13 protein-coding genes are annotated in these 16,573 nt (G+C 72.1%); 4 read left to right on the top strand and 9 right to left on the bottom strand.

The window, feature by feature from the left end; translation table 11 throughout:
• Positions 1 to 8: 8 nt before the first annotated feature.
• The 3 genes from AB5970_RS16980 to AB5970_RS16970 all read right to left on the bottom strand — a co-directional run bounded on the left by AB5970_RS16980 (position 9) and on the right by AB5970_RS16970 (position 3,510).
• Complete coding sequence (locus AB5970_RS16980; protein WP_370505127.1) at positions 9 to 2,207, bottom strand: ArnT family glycosyltransferase; 2,199 nt, start codon at positions 2,205 to 2,207, stop codon at positions 9 to 11.
• Between the two features lie 164 nt (positions 2,208 to 2,371).
• Positions 2,372 to 2,773, bottom strand: a complete 402-nt coding sequence (locus AB5970_RS16975; protein ID WP_370505126.1) for a DUF2304 domain-containing protein — start codon at positions 2,771 to 2,773, stop codon at positions 2,372 to 2,374.
• Positions 2,770 to 3,510, bottom strand: coding sequence for a glycosyltransferase family 2 protein (locus AB5970_RS16970; protein ID WP_370505125.1), 741 nt, complete (start codon positions 3,508 to 3,510; stop codon positions 2,770 to 2,772). Before AB5970_RS16970 ends, AB5970_RS16975 begins: the two co-directional genes overlap by 4 nt.
• Before the next feature lie 186 nt (positions 3,511 to 3,696).
• Between AB5970_RS16970 and AB5970_RS16965 the strand changes: the two genes are divergently transcribed.
• Complete coding sequence (locus AB5970_RS16965) at positions 3,697 to 4,968, top strand: lipopolysaccharide biosynthesis protein (RefSeq protein WP_370505124.1); 1,272 nt, start codon at positions 3,697 to 3,699, stop codon at positions 4,966 to 4,968.
• On the top strand, positions 4,965 to 6,002 hold the full coding sequence (locus tag AB5970_RS16960; protein WP_370505123.1) for a glycosyltransferase family 2 protein: 1,038 nt from the start codon (positions 4,965 to 4,967) through the stop codon (positions 6,000 to 6,002). The genes AB5970_RS16965 and AB5970_RS16960 overlap by 4 nt, the downstream gene beginning before the upstream one ends.
• Before the next feature lie 13 nt (positions 6,003 to 6,015).
• Here AB5970_RS16960 and AB5970_RS16955 read toward each other — a convergent pair whose 3' ends face one another.
• The 6 genes from AB5970_RS16955 to AB5970_RS16930 all read right to left on the bottom strand — a co-directional run bounded on the left by AB5970_RS16955 (position 6,016) and on the right by AB5970_RS16930 (position 15,008).
• A complete protein-coding gene (locus AB5970_RS16955) occupies positions 6,016 to 8,409 on the bottom strand; it encodes a hypothetical protein (protein WP_370505122.1) in 2,394 nt (797 codons plus the stop codon).
• 745 nt (positions 8,410 to 9,154) lie between these two features.
• Complete coding sequence (locus AB5970_RS16950; protein WP_370505121.1) at positions 9,155 to 10,387, bottom strand: acyltransferase family protein; 1,233 nt, start codon at positions 10,385 to 10,387, stop codon at positions 9,155 to 9,157.
• Positions 10,384 to 11,253: a glucose-1-phosphate thymidylyltransferase RfbA gene (gene rfbA, locus AB5970_RS16945; RefSeq protein ID WP_370505120.1), complete on the bottom strand. Its 870-nt coding sequence runs from the start codon at positions 11,251 to 11,253 to the stop codon at positions 10,384 to 10,386. The genes AB5970_RS16950 and rfbA overlap by 4 nt, the downstream gene beginning before the upstream one ends.
• Positions 11,254 to 11,361: 108 nt before the next feature.
• Positions 11,362 to 12,015, bottom strand: a complete 654-nt coding sequence (locus AB5970_RS16940; protein ID WP_370505119.1) for a class I SAM-dependent methyltransferase — start codon at positions 12,013 to 12,015, stop codon at positions 11,362 to 11,364.
• A 167-nt stretch (positions 12,016 to 12,182) separates the two neighbouring features.
• A complete protein-coding gene (locus AB5970_RS16935) occupies positions 12,183 to 14,129 on the bottom strand; it encodes a hypothetical protein (protein WP_370505118.1) in 1,947 nt (648 codons plus the stop codon).
• Between the two features lie 162 nt (positions 14,130 to 14,291).
• Positions 14,292 to 15,008: a TIGR03089 family protein gene (locus AB5970_RS16930; RefSeq protein ID WP_370505117.1), complete on the bottom strand. Its 717-nt coding sequence runs from the start codon at positions 15,006 to 15,008 to the stop codon at positions 14,292 to 14,294.
• 262 nt (positions 15,009 to 15,270) lie between these two features.
• Here AB5970_RS16930 and AB5970_RS16925 point away from each other — a divergent pair, with 262 nt between their 5' ends.
• Both AB5970_RS16925 and AB5970_RS16920 read left to right on the top strand, forming a co-directional pair.
• Entirely contained in the window at positions 15,271 to 15,600 is a 330-nt protein-coding gene (locus tag AB5970_RS16925) for a WhiB family transcriptional regulator (RefSeq protein ID WP_056091941.1), read from the top strand.
• Between the two features lie 66 nt (positions 15,601 to 15,666).
• Positions 15,667 to 16,573: glycosyltransferase family 2 protein (locus tag AB5970_RS16920; protein ID WP_370505116.1), on the top strand; the 907-nt coding region annotated here is incomplete at its 3' end.

Genomic DNA, 16,573 nt, shown 5'->3' with positions numbered 1-16,573 from the left:
GCGCGACGTCAGCCGTAGAAGTACTCGAGAGTGCGCTTGAGGCCGAGGAGCAGCAGGCCGCCCATCGCGAAGGCCAGGACGACGTTGACGACCAGCGGTGAGATCCGACCGCGGCTGAAACGCTCGAGGAGGAGCCCCGGCAGCGCGAGGATGGCCGGCACCGCCAGCAGCGCGTAGCGGCCCTGCAGAAGGTCGTTCGCCCCGGTCGAGAAGTAGTACACCCACGCTGCTGCGTAGAGCACCACCACGATCGAGGCGACCATCGACACCATGACGAGGATCCGGACGTCGAGCGGCAGGTCGTCCTGCCGCGGGCCGGAGCCGGGCTCGCCCGAGGGCTCGCTCGCCCCGGGCTCGTCCGCAACGAGCGACGCGACCTCCGCCGGGGCGAGCAGCGCGCTGCGCCGACGGAACGCGTCGACGACCACGAGCACGACCCATGCCGCGACGGCGACCAGGAGTGCGAGCAGCCCGTACCAGATCAGGGTGGGGATCGGCTCCGGGAACGGGATGCGGACCCAGCCGAAGTTGCCCCACAGCTGGTCGGCCCACATGCGCTTGGCGGTCTCGCCGCCCGGACCGATCTGCGCGTCGAGGAACGCCCGGCGGGAGCGCGCGCCGGAACCGTCGGGCACACGCTGAGCGGGGATGTCGACGAGGAACGCGATCACGCGCCACAACCCGTAGGTCGCGAGCACGCCGAGCACGACGAGGCCGGCCTCCCGCAGCAGGACGGACCACGACCGCTCGCGGTACCGGACCTTCCCGAGGAGCCAGCCGACGGCCAGGGGAGCGGCGACCGCGATCCCGAACGGCTTGCCGAGCAGCGCGAAGCCGATGATGACCCCCGCAAGGAGCGTGAGCCATGCGGCGCGCGCCCGTCCGGCCAGCTCGAGCCCGAGCAGCAGCGCCGCGAACCCGCACACGATCACCCAGGCGTCGTTGTTCACGATTGCGAACTGGTGGGCGGCCATCGGCTGCAGGACACCCGCGACGGCGAACGCGGCCTGCGCGCCGGTGCGCCCGGGGAAGAGTCGCCTGGCGAGCAGCACGAGGATGACAGCGCCCGCGACCCCGAGCAGCACGGTCCACAGCCGCGCGGCCTCGACCTTCTGGAAGATCGAGTGCCCGCCGACCTCGTAGAAGGCCGCCGCCGGGAGGTAGTACGGCGGCGGATATGCCGCGGCGGGGCCGCCCCCGCCACCGAGCGGGGTCGCCGCCGCCGCGTCCGCGAGCAGCTCGTCCTCACCCTCGCCCGTGTACGAGGGCCGGTCACCCGGGGCGGTCGAGCTGACGTGCGAGCCTCCCTGGGCCACCTCCAGCTGCGGGCTGTAGACCCCGGGGTTGTCCGCCTGGCCGGGAAGCGCGTGCTCCTCGGCGAGGTACTGGACGTTCGAGAAGTGAGAGGGCTCATCCATGCCGCCGAACGCGGGGACCGCAGCCGCCCACACCAGCCCTCGGACGAGAGCGAGCACGGCGACGATGACGAGGAACACCTTCGGGCGCCGAACGGCGAACGTGGCCGTGGCGAGCAGGACGCCGATGCTGACCACGAGGGTGGCGAACGCCGCCGCGCCGCCCCAGGACGGGCCGTAGGCCGCCATCCGGTGGGTGATCTCGTCAAGGTGGTCCCACCACCGCGGCTCGGGGTCGTAGAGCGGGCGGACAACCGCGCTGAGGTCCGTCTGCTCGCCGTTGACCGTCGCGGTCGCGTCGTCCCCCGTCGGGGCGCCGGCCCACAAGACCACGCCGCCGGTGGGGTCGTCGTCGACTCGCTCGACGGTGAGCTCGTACGTCGCGGCGCGGTCGGAGCGCGGCTCGAACGTCAGGACGTCGACGGGGCTCGAGTCGGGCAGGTCCGCGCACGACCAGTCCCGTTGCGCGACGAGCTCGTCCTTCTCGCGCAGGCTGACCCGCAGGTCGCACTGCGCGCTGCCCTGGTAGGTGCCGAACGTGGCCTGGACGGCGGACAGGCGCGGGTCGGGCGCCGTGAACGACTGCACGACCTCGTCACCGGGGCCGAGCTGGGGCAGGACCTCGGTGCTGCGCACGTTCGTGGTGGTGCTGCCGACGAGCGTGCCCCCCTGACGGGTGACGAGCGCGATGATGACGGCGAGGAAGACGAGCAGGACCGCCACGGCGACCGACGGGACGGCGAGCGCGCGCAGGCGCGAGGTGTCAGGGCGGCTGCCGGCGGGCGCGGTCATGCGGAGGTCTCCTGAGGGTTGCGGTGTTCGTCGCCCGAGGGCGGCGCCAGTCTAGGAGAGTCCGGGCACGACCCCGGACGGCGCGGCGCCCCGACCACGAACGCACGCACAACCACCGCACGTTCGACCCACAACCCACCCCACCTGCACCGGGCGGGTCGGTGCTACGGCTCGACCGACGCGGGCGGCTCGGCGGTCCGTGACGGCTCGGACGATGCCGGGGGCTGGCTGCTCGCACGCTCGACGTCGAGGCGGAGCAGCGCGAGCTCCTCGGCGATCGTCCGGGTCTCCTCCTCGAGAGCCGAGACCTCGGAGCTGAGCTGGATGCACACCGCGAGAAGGACAGCGAACCCGACGGCGAACAGCAGGTTCACCGGGGTCTCGACGCCGACCAGGTCGGCGAGCCAGAACGCGAGGCCCGGGAACACGGCCACGACCACGATCGCCAAGGCGAGCACCAGCCAGATGCCGACGTACTTCTCGCGCACCTTCCGAGTACGAAGAAGGACGAAGATCAGGCCGACGAGCACGACGGACAGGACGATGGCGAACAGGTACCCGCTCACGCGACCGCCCCCTCGGAGACGACCGGCTCGCTCGGCCGGGACAAGGCGATGAAGAGCGCCAGGATCGCTCGGACCAGGAACACTGCCGCGCGGACGGGGCTGTGCGACGGCTGCCCGCCCGCCCGCTCGCGCATCTCGACACCGACCTGGCGGATCCGTAGTCCCGCGCGCGCGCCGACGACCAGGGACTCGACCGTGTCACCGAGGTACTCCGCTGGGTAGTTCGTCGAGAACAGGCGAATCGCCTCGCGGTCGCACGCCTTGAATCCGGACGTCGTGTCGGTGAGCCTCGCACCGCACACCCTGGAGAGCACCGTTGACAAGACCTTCATCGACCAGCGGCGCGGGCCCCGTACCTGGTAGCTACCGACGCCGGCGAACCGTGCCCCGATCACCACGTTGGCGGCGAGCTCGTCCATCGTCGCCATCAACGTGCGGACCTCCGCGGGATCGTGCTGCCCGTCGGCGTCGAGCTGCACGGTCCGCTGATAGCCCTCCCGGAACGCGTACTTGTACCCGGCTCGCATCGCACCCCCGACGCCGAGGTTCACAGGAAGCTGGAGCACTCGCGCGCCCGCGGCTCGCGCGACGTCGGTCGTGCGGTCTGTGGAGCCGTCGTTGACGACGAGGACGTCCGCCTCAGGCAGCGTCCGGGAGATCTCGTCGATCACGGCGCCGACGGTGGCTTGTTCGTTCCACGCGGGCACGATGATCAAGAGCGACTGGCGGGGCGGCATGCGACAACTGTACCGAGGCCCTGGTCCGGACCTGGCCGTCGGGTCGGCACGCGCGAGCCGACGACGGGGCCGTCGGGTCGGGCACGCTCGGGCCGACGGTACGATCGACTCTTCCGGGCTCCTTCGGGCCTGCGGACGGCGTGCCCTCGTACGCCGTGGACCTCACACCCAGACGGACGGAGCGGGATGGGCGACGCGCGCCAGCTGATGCGCTCGCGCGCCCGGTCACCGGTGGTCCCGGTCGCGCTCGGCCTGGTCGTCTTCGGACTGGCCAACTTCGCCTTCCTGGCCTTTGCGGCGCGCGACCTGGGCCCGGCGGCCTCGGCACCGGTCTCGGTGATGTGGACCGTCGTCAACGCGTTCGGCATCGGCCTCTTCATGCCCCTCGAGCAGGACCTGGCGCGGCGGCTGTCGGCGACGCGCGCTCTCGGCGGGCGAGGCGTCGTCGGGTGGAGGCCCCTCAGGTACGCGCTCGGCGCGATCGTCGTGATCGTGCTCGTGCTCGTGCTCGCCGGCGGCGTGATCGGGCGGACCTTCTTCGCCGGTGCGCCGGGCATGGTCTGGGTGCTCGGTGCCGGTCTGGGTGCGCAGGCTGTCGCCTACGCGACGCGTGGGCTGCTCGCGGGGTATGGCGCATTCGGCAGGTACGGCGCCCAGCTCGCGCTCGACGGCGTGATCCGGACGGTCGGCTCCATCGCGCTCGCGGCGGGTGGCGCGGCGGCGACGGGCTACGGCTGGGTCCTTGTCGCGGCACCGGTGCTCGCGTCAGCGATCGTCCTGATCGGATGGTCAGGTCGCCGGGACCGCACGGGTACCGACGCCGAGTCCTCGCCATCGAGCGCCCCGTTCGGCGCGCTCGTGGCAGTGTCTGTGCTGAGCCAGGTGCTCGCCAACGCCGGTCCGATGCTCATCGCCGCGCTCGCCGCGCCGTCGGAGCAGGCGATGAGCGGGAAGTTCGTGCTGGCCGTGACTGTCGCCCGCATCCCACTCTTCGCGTTCGCCGCGGTGCAGGCGGTGTTCCTGCCTCTGCTCGCCGCTCGCGTGGCCACCGACGACGTCGGCGGGTTCGGCCGGACCACGCGGACCGCGCTCGTCGCCACCGCGGCTCTCGGCTCGCTGGGTGCGCTCGGGATCCTGGCGTTCGGCCCCTTCGTCCAGTCGGTGCTGTACGGACCCGACTTCGCCGTCTCCCGCTGGATCGTCTTCCTCGTCGCCGTCTCCGGCGGCCTCTTCATGCTCGCCCAGGTCTTCTCCATCGCCCTCCTCGCGCACGGCGACGACTGGGCTGCGGCGTGGGGGTGGGGGCTCGGTGTTCTCGGGATCGGCCTCGGGCTGCTGCTCGACCGGCCGCTCGCCGAACAGGTCGCCTGGGCCCTGTGCACCGGAGCCTTCGTCGCCGCGGTCGCGCACGCGGTCCGCCTGCGTGCTGTCCTCGCCCGTTGGAAGGAGTCGTCGTGAGCCTGGAGGATCGGCCGCCCGCTGACACCACCGTGATCGTTCTCGCCTACGGCGACGAGCCGTACCTGGCCGATGTCGTGGATGCGGTACTCGCCTCGTCGGGGGTACGTCTGGACCTGGTCGTCGTCGACAACGGCTGCACGAGCGACGCCGTGCGCGACCTTCCGGACCTCCCGCAGATCACGGTGCTCCGCCCTGCGAAGAACCTCGGGTTCACCGGTGGCGTGAACCTCGCCGCGACTCACGCCCGCACGCCGACGATCACGCTCCTGAACAGCGACGCGGTGGTGCGACCCGACACGATCGCACTCCTCGTCTCGACGCTCCGCGACGATGCCGGCATCGGGATCGCGGGTTCGCTCATCGTCCTCGCGGATCGCCCCGCGACCGTCAACTCGGCCGGGAACCCGCTGCACGTCCTCGGACTGTCGTGGGCAGGCTCGATGGGGGAGCCGGCGGCGTCGTTCGTCGGCACGCGTGAGGTCGCGTCCGCCTCGGGGGCCTGCCTCGCGGTCCCGACGGACTGGTGGCAGGAGCTCGGCGGCTTCCCGGACGAGTACTTCGCCTACCTCGAGGACCTCGAGCTGGGCTGGCGCACCTGGCAGCACGGCCGCCGCGTCGTCGTCGTCTCTGAAGCCGTCACGGCCCACTACTACGAGTTCGGCCGGTCCCCGCTCAAGATGTACCTGCTGGAACGCAACAGGCTCATTCTGTTGCTGACGACGTTCGAGGCGCGCACGCTGCTTCTGATCGCGCCGGCCCTCTTGGCGTTCGAGGCCGCGATCGCCCTGGTGGCGGTCGTGCAGGGATGGGGCGGCTCGAAGGTGCGCGGCTGGCGCTGGCTGGTGCAGCACCGGACGTGGGTCCGCCACCGTCGAGCCGAGGTCCAGGCCTCGCGGACCGTCCCCGACCGAGACCTCACAAGCCTGGTCACGGACCGGTTCGAGCCCGCGCAGACGCCGCTGCCGAGCGCGGCCGCTCCCCTCGAGTGGCTGCTGCGTGGCTACTGGCACCTGGTGCGCCGCGCCGTCTGACCGGCAACCCCGGTCAGGGCACCGTCACGGTCCGGCAGCCGAGGAGCGTGTTGTCGCCGGGGGTGGGGTTGATCGCCCACACGCACACGCCGTGTGCACCGGCCGTGGCAGGCATCGTCGTCGTGTAGCCGTGGTTGTCGCCCTTGCCGAAGATCGCGCCCACGTCGGGACGCGAACCGTCCGCCACGAAGGCCTTCGACGCCGAGTCGACGTACATGTGCACCGGGATGGGTGCGTTCGTGTCGGGGTCGAGCGCCCAGCCCGCGGCGGTGATGGTCCGGTCGGCGTTCACGACCACGGAGTCGAGGAATCCGGTGGGCGCGCGGTTCGCGGCCGGGACGACGACCGTCACCGTGCGGCAGCCCAGGTCGAGGTACGCGGGGACGTTGGCGTCGCGGGCCCGTAGGCACACCGCGCGCGAGCCTGCCGCGGCGTTCATCGTGAGCGTGTAGCCGTGGTTGTCGCCCCGACCGAAGATTGCTCCGACGTCGGGCCGACGCCCGTCCGCGACGAACGTCTGGGTGAGTCCGTCGACCGACATCTCGACCGTCAACGGAGCCATGGTGTCGGGGTCGAGGGTCCAGCCGGACGCGGTGACTGTGCCATCCGCATTGGGCACGACGGAGTCGATGAAGCCCGTCGGGAGGGTATTCGGGACCGCAGCGGCGACCGTCACCGTGCGGCAGCCCAGCTGGAGCACGTCCGCAGTGGTGGCATCGAGAGCCTGCAGACAGACGACACGACTTCCCGCAGCCGCCGGCATCGTCGTGGTGAATCCGTGGTTCGCGCCCTTGCCGAAGGCCGCCCCGACGTCCGGACGAGACGCGTCGGCGACGAACGTCGTGGTCGTGGAGTCCACGCTCATGCGCACCTTGATGGGCGCGGTCGTGTCAGGGTCGAGCGTCCACCCGGAGGCGGTGACGGTGCCGTCGCTGTTGGCGGTGACCGAGTCGAGGAAGCCCGTCGGCACCACGTTGGGCGATGCCCCGGGAACGATGACAGTCCGGCAGCCCATGTGCGTGTTGTCACCCGGGGTCGTGTTGATCGCCCAGAGGCACACTCCGTGCGGGCCTGGGGACGCGGGCATCGCGGCGGTGAACCCGTGGGCGTCTCCCTTGCCGAAGGCGGCGCCGATGTCGGTGCGGATCGCGTTGGCGACGAACGCCTTCGAGGTCGAGTCGACGTACATGTGGACCGTGATCGAGTCGTTCGTGTCGGGGTCCAGCGCCCAGCCGGAGGCAGTGATGGTGCCGTCGGCCGTCGCAGTCACCGAGTCGACGAACCCCGTCGGTGCCTTGTTCGTCACGACGACGGACCGGCAGCTGATGAGTGCGTTCGAGCCGCCGACCCAGTCGTTGATGGCGTAGACGCAGACCTGCCATGTGCCTGGGGTCGCGGGGACAGTGGCGCTGAAGCCGTGCTGGCTCCCCCGGTGGAACGTGGCGTCGAGGTCGGGACGGGACAGGTTGGCGACGAAGGACTGCGACGCCGAACCGACGTAGACGTGCACGGGGATCGGGGCCGACGTGTCGAGGTCGAGCGCCCAGCCGGTCACGGTGATGCTCTCGGGCGTGGTCGAGACGGTGTCGACGAAGCCGGTGGGCAGGCGATCGACCGTCGGACCGAACCAGTCCGTGAAGTAGTTCCAGAAGTTCCGGTTGCCGTACGACGAGCAACGGTCGCCGGTGCCGTAGCCGGCGGCCAGGGCGGCCGGGTTCGGCTGGTACGGCGTGTAGTTGTACAGGCTCGCGGTGGCCTGGTTCTGGATGAACACGTTCCCCGAGCCGCAGGTGGGGTCCGGGTGGTACCGCACGGCGTTGAGCTGCCCGGCGCGGTGGGAGTAGCGGGTCGGGTTGTTCGCGTAGTTCCGGAACTGGGCAGCTGCGGAGTACACCTGGTTGAAGAAGCCGTAGTAGAGGCTGTCGCATGCGGCGGTGTCCGGGCAGCCGTACCCCATCGCGCTGCGATAGCGGGACGGGACGAGCCCGGAGCCCGAGGCGGTGACCAGGCCCTGCTCCTTCTGGAGCGTGGCGAGGATGACCTGCGGGTTGATGCCGCACGCCCGCCCCACCTTCGTGATGATCTGCGCGGCCGTCTCGTTCGCGGCGCCGACGTAGCTGCCGGCGCACTTGGCGTCCGCGGCGCGCGTGGTGGTCGACTCCCGATAGCTGCGCAAGCACGGCGTCCCGTCGGGACCGTTCGCGCAGTTCTTGCCCTTGAGGTCGAGGAAGGCCTGCACGGCGTCGGCCGACATGGTCCCGGAGTCGTAGAAGAGCGCGTCGCTGATGATCAGACCCGGGTCGAACTTGCTCAGGTCGGCCGCTCGCGAGGTCTGCGGGGCGATCCACGCGAGGAGCGTGAGCACGACGGCCAGGACGAGCACGCTCGAGGCGCCTCGTATCGACACGGTTGTCCGACGGTTCACGGGACTGTGATCTCCACACGCTCGCTCGATCCCGCGCTCACGGGACTGCCATACCTGATCTCGGCATCCCAGCGCCCGCTCGTGAGCCGGGAGTGCGGGACGCTGATCGTCCCGCAGGACGTCGTGGTGGCGTCCGGGAGCGCCTCCTGCGCCACCTCGACCACCACGTCACCCCGACTCAGCCGCGCGGTGCACGTACCGCCCTGCTCGAGGACCGCCACGTATCCCGTCACCTCGGCGGCGTCGGTGGCCGTCGACCAGCCCGACGACGTCACGACGACGCCGACGACGTTTCCGGTCGCCTGCGTAGCCGAGGCGGAGGGAACGGGGGCGGGCGTCTCGCTCGGGTCGGTCGGCCCGACGCTCGCCGAGGGCGACGTCTCCGGCGCGTCAGTGCCCGTGGTGGCGGGGAGGGTCGCAGTCGCGGTCGTGGCGCCGGTCGGGCCGTCCGACGGCTGGCCACCTGGGGTGGCAGGGCCCGTGCACGCGGTCGAAGCGCTGAGCGCGAGCGTGACACCGATCGTCGCGAGGACTCGGTGTCGACGCAGAGACGAGCGCACAGCAAACCTCCGGAGGGGCGAAGACGCGGGATGGCCGATTCACCGTACGCCGCACGCACTCTGGCGTGGCGTAGGCGCGCAAAGGCCCGACGATGATCCCGGCGGGTCGCCGCCGCTCGCACCGGGTGCGGTCCTGCGCGATCGTGTCGCCGACTCTCTGCCGAACCTCAGATGGTCTGTGGCGTCCGCTGCTCGGTAGGAAGGACATCAGCGACTGCGGCCGACGAGGCGGGGGAGACCGAGCCCGGTGCCGCGGCGTCAAGCAGCGCGTCGGGGACTCGGATCGTCGTGATGGCGCGTGCGCGGCGCATCACCGGCCGCTCGATGACGAGCCAGCTGGTGACGGCGAGCACGCCCGTGATGGCGATGGTGAGGGCGACGTAGGCCGCGATGCCCCATCGAAACAGGGCGAACGTTGCCAGCAGCTGCTGCACGGGGAATGCGTAGATGTAGACGCCGTACGAGACGTCGTGCCGCCGGATCAGGTCGGGGCACGGCAGCACGGCGCCGAGCCAGACGATCGCGTAGGCGAGCAGCGGCGCCGCGAACTGCGCGCCGCCACCGTCGGTCCGCCACACGATCAGGGCTGAGACCAGCACGCTGAGGAGCGCGAGGGGCCACGTCAACGGAATCCGGCGCCGAAGCATGTAGACGAGTCCACCGCCGAGGAAGAACGGCAGCAGGTTGCCGAGGAACGCGACGTCGACGTTGCTCTGCGTGAACGGTGCGGCTGTTGGCATCGCGTAGTTGAGCAGCGCCACAGCCACGAAGGTGAGGGTGAGCCAGACGGCGTTGCGCCGGAATGCTGTGATGCAGCACAGCCCCGCAATGATCAGGTAGCAGAGGAACTCGTAGTACAGGCTCCACAACGAGCCGTTCCAGGCACCCGGGTACGGCACCCCGGCGGGCGTCCCCGCCACGTCGTAGGACGCGACCCGCAGGCCCGCGTTGCCGATCACGTAGTTGAGGGGCGTCGTCGGTGTGGTGAGGAATCCGTCCAGGCCGCCCGTCACGTGCCAGTACCCGATCGGCGCGAAGATGAACGCGGTGACCACCAGACAGACGAGAAACGCCGGGAAGATCCGCGCCGCGCGGTGCACGATGTAGGTGCTCAGCGGCTTGGTCAGCCGGCTGCCGGTGATCAGGTACCCGCTGATGGCGAAGAAGCCGTAGACGGCCCACCGCCCGAAGTTGGTCTTGTCGATCAGGACGCCCTCGCCGTGCCCCGACAGGGTCCAGCCGTGGTTGACCAGGACCACGAGCGCGAGGATCAGGCGCAGCAGGTTCAGCCCGTTGCGGCGGGGGTGAAGCTCCGCTGCGCCCCACCCGAGTGCCGCGGTGGGTGTGCGTCGTCCGCGCTCAGGCCCCGGAATGACCTCGAGCGGGCTGGCCGCACTCATCGTTCCGTCTCGAGCAGGCCCAGCAGGTACGTGCCGTACCCCGACTTGACCAAGCCCTCCGCCCGCTCCCGCAGCTCGTCGTCCGAGAGGAATCCCCGTCGCCAGGCGACTTCCTCGGGGGTGCCGATCTTGAGTCCCTGCCGGTGCTCGATCGTGCGCACGTAGTCGGAGGCCTCGAGCAGCGAGTCGAACGTGCCGGTGTCGAGCCACGCGGTCCCGCGGGGGAGGACCTCGACCTGGAGGCGACCCTGCTCGAGATAGGTCCGGTTCACGTCGGTGATCTCGTACTCGCCGCGGGCGGACGGCTTGAGCTCGCGGGCGATGGTCACGACGTCGTTGTCGTAGAAGTACAGGCCGGGCACGGCGAAGTTGCTGCGAGGACGGGCCGGCTTCTCCTCGAGGGAGAGCGCCCGACCCTCGGAGTCGAACTCGACGACGCCGTAGGCGGTCGGGTCCGCGACGCGGTACGCGAACACGGCGCCGCCCTCGATGGTGCTGAACCGGGAGAGCTTCGAGCCCAGACCCGGTCCGTAGAAGATGTTGTCGCCGAGCACGAGCGCCGCGGGGCTCGTGCCGACGAAGTCGGCGCCGAGGACGAACGCCTGCGCGAGCCCGTTGGGCTCGGCCTGCACGGCGTAGCTGAGCGAGATGCCGAAGCGCGAGCCGTCACCGAGGAGACGCTGGAACTGCTCGGCGTCGTGCGGCGTCGTGATGACCAGGACGTCGCGGATCCCCGCGAGGATCAGCGTGGACAGCGGGTAGTAGATCATCGGCTTGTCGTACACCGGGACCAGCTGCTTGCTGACGCCGAGGGTGATCGGGTGCAGCCGGGTGCCGGACCCGCCGGCCAAGATGATTCCGCGCATGGGGAGCAATTGTGCCCCATCCCCGCGCCCGCCCTGGGCACCGCGCGGGGTCCGTGGCCTGCGGGTCGCCGACCTGGCCGCCATGGCCGCCGTGTGATCGAGGCGTCGTCAGGCTCGGACCGGGTCCTGCCATGGCTTCTGCGCGAGCACGACGAACTCGTTGTAGGTGAACGCCGGACCAGCCCAGCGCGGCAACGGGAACGAGTATGACCGTCGGACGTCCAGGCCGAGGTCGTGCGCCACGTCGACAAGTACCTCGGTGTCGCTGAAGCGGACGTGCGTCGCGTCCGACGCGAACCCTCGCTCCTGCGGTGTGATGAACGCCACCCGGCCGCCGGGCCGGAGCAGGCGCACGTAGGGGACGAGTATCGCGAGCGCCGCGTCCGGGTCGAGATGCTCGATGAGGTGCGCGGCGAGCATCCCGTCGTACGCCTCGGGCACCGCGAGGTCCTCCCGCGCGAAGAACTCGTCGTCGGTGTAGGCGTCGAGGCCGAGCTCGCGCGCGTACGCGACCGAGTGGGGGTTGTGATCCACACCCACCGAACCCGGTGCGAGGCTCACGAGGTTACGGCCGAGCCCGCAGCCGACGTCGATCGCCCGGCCGAGGTCGAGCCGACGGACGTGTGCCTGGTACGGGGCCTGGACCTGGAGGAGGCGCTTCCACGAGGCCGTGCTGCGGCGCACCAGCCGGTCTGCGTAGTCCGGGCCGGCGGTTCCGGGCGTCTGGGCGCGGGCGGCTGGGTCGTCTGCGTTGTCCACCATGCCCTGATGCTGCCAGGTGCAGGTCCACGGGACGAGGCCCTCGACGCGACCGATGCGTCGCCGGGGCGCCTGGGCGATCAACCCCGCCAGGTCCCCGCGCGCCGTAGCGGCTCGGGACGCCCGAACAGCTGCTGGCGTCTGACGGATCGCGTGACCCGCTCACTCAGCTACGAGATCGGAGTCGACTCCACGATGCGGTCGCCGAAGCCGGCGAGCTCCGGTGAGGCACGCAGCCGCGCTGCGTCGTTCGGGTCCGCGACCACGACCGTGCCCGGCTGCTGAAGGACTCGGGCGGCGGCCGTCGGGAGGCGGTCGGTGGTCGCCGCGTCGTCGACGAGCAGCCACGCGGCCTCGTTCGCCTCGGCCGTCCAGCGACCGCTCAGGCTGAGGACCCACTGCTGGGCGTTGATCGGGTTCATGGTGTCCGAGGTGAGGAAGCTCCCGCGAGCCGCCCCGAGCGAGTCCATGGTTGCTGCGGCGGCCAGCAGCTGCTCGGCCGTGCCGGCGCTGTTCGTGACGGTCGGGTAGATGCCGCGGCCCAGCCCGGTGAAGCCGAACATCTGGGTCGCGCACAGCACGGCCGCGGCGACCGCGGCCCCCGACCACCCGCGGCGGGTCCGGAGCAGGGCGCCGCCGGTCAGGTGCCGAGGCGATCCGACGACCGCGGCGGCGACGACCGCGGTGCACACGAGGGCGATCCCGGTGACGAGCTTCCAGAAGTAGTAGGACGGGGCGCCGGTCTCCTGGACCTGCACGACGGCGACGACGGCCGCGGTCGCGACGCCCACGAGCGGTACGGCGGCGAGCCATGCGGTTCGGCCGCGCTGTCCGTGGCGCAGGAGGACGGTGAGCACGAGCGCGCCGAGCACGAGAGGGCCGAGGAGCGGCCGGTTCGTCGCGGTGATCGCACCGTCCGTCGAGAGCACCTGGCCCGGTGTGAGCGATGTGAGGACACGTGCCGTCTGGACGAGCCCGCCGACGACGACCACGGCCGCGATCACGCTGAGCACGACCTCGCGCCGGCTCGCGGCCCACGCCCGCGCGCGGGGCGGCACGGCCACGACGGCGGCGGCCGGCGCTGCGACGCACAGCAGGGGTACCCAGGTCTGCGCCACGCCGACGACCAACCCTGCCAGCGCCAGGAGGTGCAACGGCATCAGTGGTCGTGGCAGGGAGGTGGCGAGCAGCACGACGCAGGCACCGAGGGCGCACGCGACGACGAAGTTCGGGAAGCCGTCCCTCCACGCGGTGGCGCCCGGGCCGAGCACGAAGGCGGACACGACGAACGTCGCCATCACCAGCGTGGTCGCGGGTCGATGCACGGCGGACGGCAGCGCGCACACCGCCGCCGCGAGCACCACCGCGAGCCCGACGATGGCGAGCCCCTGGACGTGCGCGTACGCGAGCACCTCGGACGGGACGGTGGCCCGCCCGGTGCCGTTGAGAAGCTCGATCCCGGTCGCGACCACCGCGTGGAAGCCCTGCGGGTACTCGGAGAACTTCCAGTGCTCCCCGCCGGGGGCTGCGCCGAGGGCTCCGATGGTCGCGCCGTGGCGACGGAGCATCAACGCCATGTCGACGTGGGCGGAGCTGTCCCACGCGGGTAGCAGGGACGCGAGCGCGTCCGCCCCCGTCCGCAGGCGCAACCATGGCAGGGCGATCCAGGCGCCGGCGGCCCCCGCCGCGGCGACGACCAGGTCGACCCGGCGCCACTGCGGGACGGCCGCGCGGACGCGGCCCGGCATCGCCCGCGGCCCGGCCCAGAGGGCCCCCGTGGCGAGGGCGCCCGCGAGCACGGCGAGCAGGACCGAGGCGCGGCCGTGGTCGGCGGAGGGCCACGGCCACCACCACAGCGGAGGAACGATCGCGGCACACAGTCCGGTGGCGAGCAGGATCCTGCGCGGCAGCCGGCGCGACGTCGGGACCACGAGCGCGAGCACGACGGCCGCGGCGATCGCGGGGGCGCCGCTCAGGCCGCCGTGCGAGCGCAGGAGGAGGACGGACCACACGACGACCACGCCGACCGCGCACGCAGCCGCCCGCACGGCGAGCGCGCGAGGGCCGCCTGCGACGGGTCGTCGGAGCACCGGGGGCGCGGTGACCGCGGTTGGCACGTCGAGCACGTTCGGTTCCGATCAGGGCACTGCCCGACGGGGGCTCCGGACCCCGAGGCGTTCGGGCGACAACGGATCGTACCGACGCCGGATCAGGCCGCTGACCAGGTGCGGAGGTATGTCCGATCCGGGTGCACGGTTCGCGCGATACGCCCGATCTGCTCAGCCCTCGGCCGTGATCCTCTCGGACGCGACGAGGCGGTCCCGCCGCGGAGCGTCCGAGGCGAGCGCGGCGGTCGTCTCCGGGCTGGTCAGCACCACCGACCCGTCGCCGGCGAGCACCGCGAGCACGTCGAGCAGGAACGCGGCGGTCTCCGTGCGCGGCCGGGCGGCCGCCAGCACGCGCTGTGCGGTGGGCGCCGGTCCGGACAGCAGGTCCGCGTGGCTCCGGGGCGCCCCGCCCTCGAGCGCGGGGGAGGCCGGGTCGACGGGCTGGGTCCACCCGATGGCGTCGCCGTAGGTCATCACGGCGCTCGCGGCGTCGATCGCGCCGGGCGGCAGGTCGTCGGGGAACCGGCGCGCGAGCGCGGGCAGGGCGACGGCCACCACCTGGTCGGCCCCCGACGCGTCGGCGGGGGAGTCGGTGACCACGACGTCGGCCCCCGCGGCGCCCGGCGCCGCGACGCACGCGCCCGCGCGCCAGACGGCGAGCGCCCACACGACCGTGCGCCAGTGCCCGGGGAGGTCGAGCGCGACCCGGGTGCCGGGCCCGGCGTCGAACTCCTCGACCAGCAGGTTGGTCGTCTTGCTCACCCAGTTGCCGAGCACGGCACCCGAGAGCTCGACGCGCTCGCCGCCGTCGCCGTACCAGGTGAGGCGCGGTCGGCCCGGCTCGCGGGCCAGCAGGACCAGCAGGTCGGCGACGGTGGTGGGGGGCATCCGCACAGCGTAGGCGGCGGTCCGTCGGGGCTCAGGCACCACCCGAGAGCACCGGGACACGCCCGGGACGCTCGTCCGGGGCAAGTTCACCCGACAAATCCGGACAGTTACCACGGCTCCGCTTGACCAACGCGAACGACACGCGTGTAATTCCTTAGAACAGATTCATGAGCGAGCACCACCCGCGGCGCCGAGGACGGCGTCGCACGCCGAGCCCCTGAACGAGCAGTAGAGCCAGCACGAGGACCGCACGGAGGCACGCATGTGGAACCTGCTCGACAACGACGAGATCTTCCCGTCGGACGCACGGAGGAGTGCACAGACGCACGCCTCCAACGTGCTGCCGATCTTCGGCGCCCTCGAGGACGAGGGCCCCATGGGGTGGCAGGAGCGCGCGCTGTGCGCCCAGACCGACCCCGAGGCGTTCTTCCCCGAGAAGGGCGGCTCGACGCGCGAGGCCAAGAAGGTGTGCACGGGCTGCGACGTGCGCTCCGAGTGCCTCGAGTACGCCCTGCAGAACGACGAGCGCTTCGGCATCTGGGGCGGCCTGTCCGAGCGGGAGCGGCGCAAGCTCAAGCGGCGTGTCGTCTGACGGCCTTCGCCGGGTGGGAGTGTCGCGCGCGGGCCTCGTCCCGCGCGACGGCATGATGTGCCGAGCATGACTGACACGCTCCTGCCGGTGGATCTGCCCACCGCGACCTCCTCGACACCGGTGACGACGCCGGTGTCCGCAGTCGTCGTCACCCGCGGCCGCACCCCGTACCTCGCCCCGACCCTCGCCGCCCTGGCCGCGCAGACGCGCCGCCCCCTCCGGGTCCTCCTGGTGGACGTCTCCGACGCCGCCGACGACTCCGTCGAGACTCTCCTGACCAGCACGTTCGCCGCCGCCGGCGGTTCGCCGACCCCGGCGCTGCGCCTCGTGCGCGCGCCCGGCGCCCGGACGTTCGGGCACGCCGTCCGCCGGGCGCTGCAGACCGACGAGGGGCTCGCCACCAGCTGGCTCTGGCTGCTGCACGACGACAGCGCGCCCGCTCCCACCGCGCTGGCCGAGCTGGTGCGCGCGGTGGGTCACGCCCGGTCGGTCGGCGTCGCGGGCGTCAAGCAGCGGACCTGGACCGATCCCGAGCGCCTGCTCGAGGTGGGCGTGCGGACCTCGCGCTCCGGCCGCCGCATGACTGACGTCGAGGCGGGGGAGCTGGACCAGGGCCAGCACGACGGCCGCGAGGACGTGCTCGGGGTCGGCATCGCCGGCGCGCTCGTCCGGCGCGACGTCTGGGACGACCTGGGGGGCACCGACCCTCTTCTCGGCCCGTTCGGCGACGGGTTCGACCTGTCGCGCCGGGCCCGCCTCGCGGGGCACCGCGTAATCGTGGTCCCGTCGGCCGTCGTCCGGCACGCGCAGGCGGGGTACCTCGGGCTGCGGTCGACCGCGCTCGACAGCGCCCCCGTCGACCGCGACGGCGACGGCGAGGACGACCGCGCCGACCCGCGCCGCTCGTTCGCGGCCCGCCGGCGCGCCCTGGTGCACAGCCGGCTCGTCTCCGCGCCGCTGCCGCTGGTGCCCG

This window comes from Cellulomonas sp. ICMP 17802 (genome assembly GCF_041295535.1).
In the GTDB taxonomy this organism is placed as follows: domain Bacteria; phylum Actinomycetota; class Actinomycetes; order Actinomycetales; family Cellulomonadaceae; genus Cellulomonas.
Note: the sequence above shows the minus strand (reverse complement) of the source record. Positions and strands in the feature narration are given on the sequence as shown.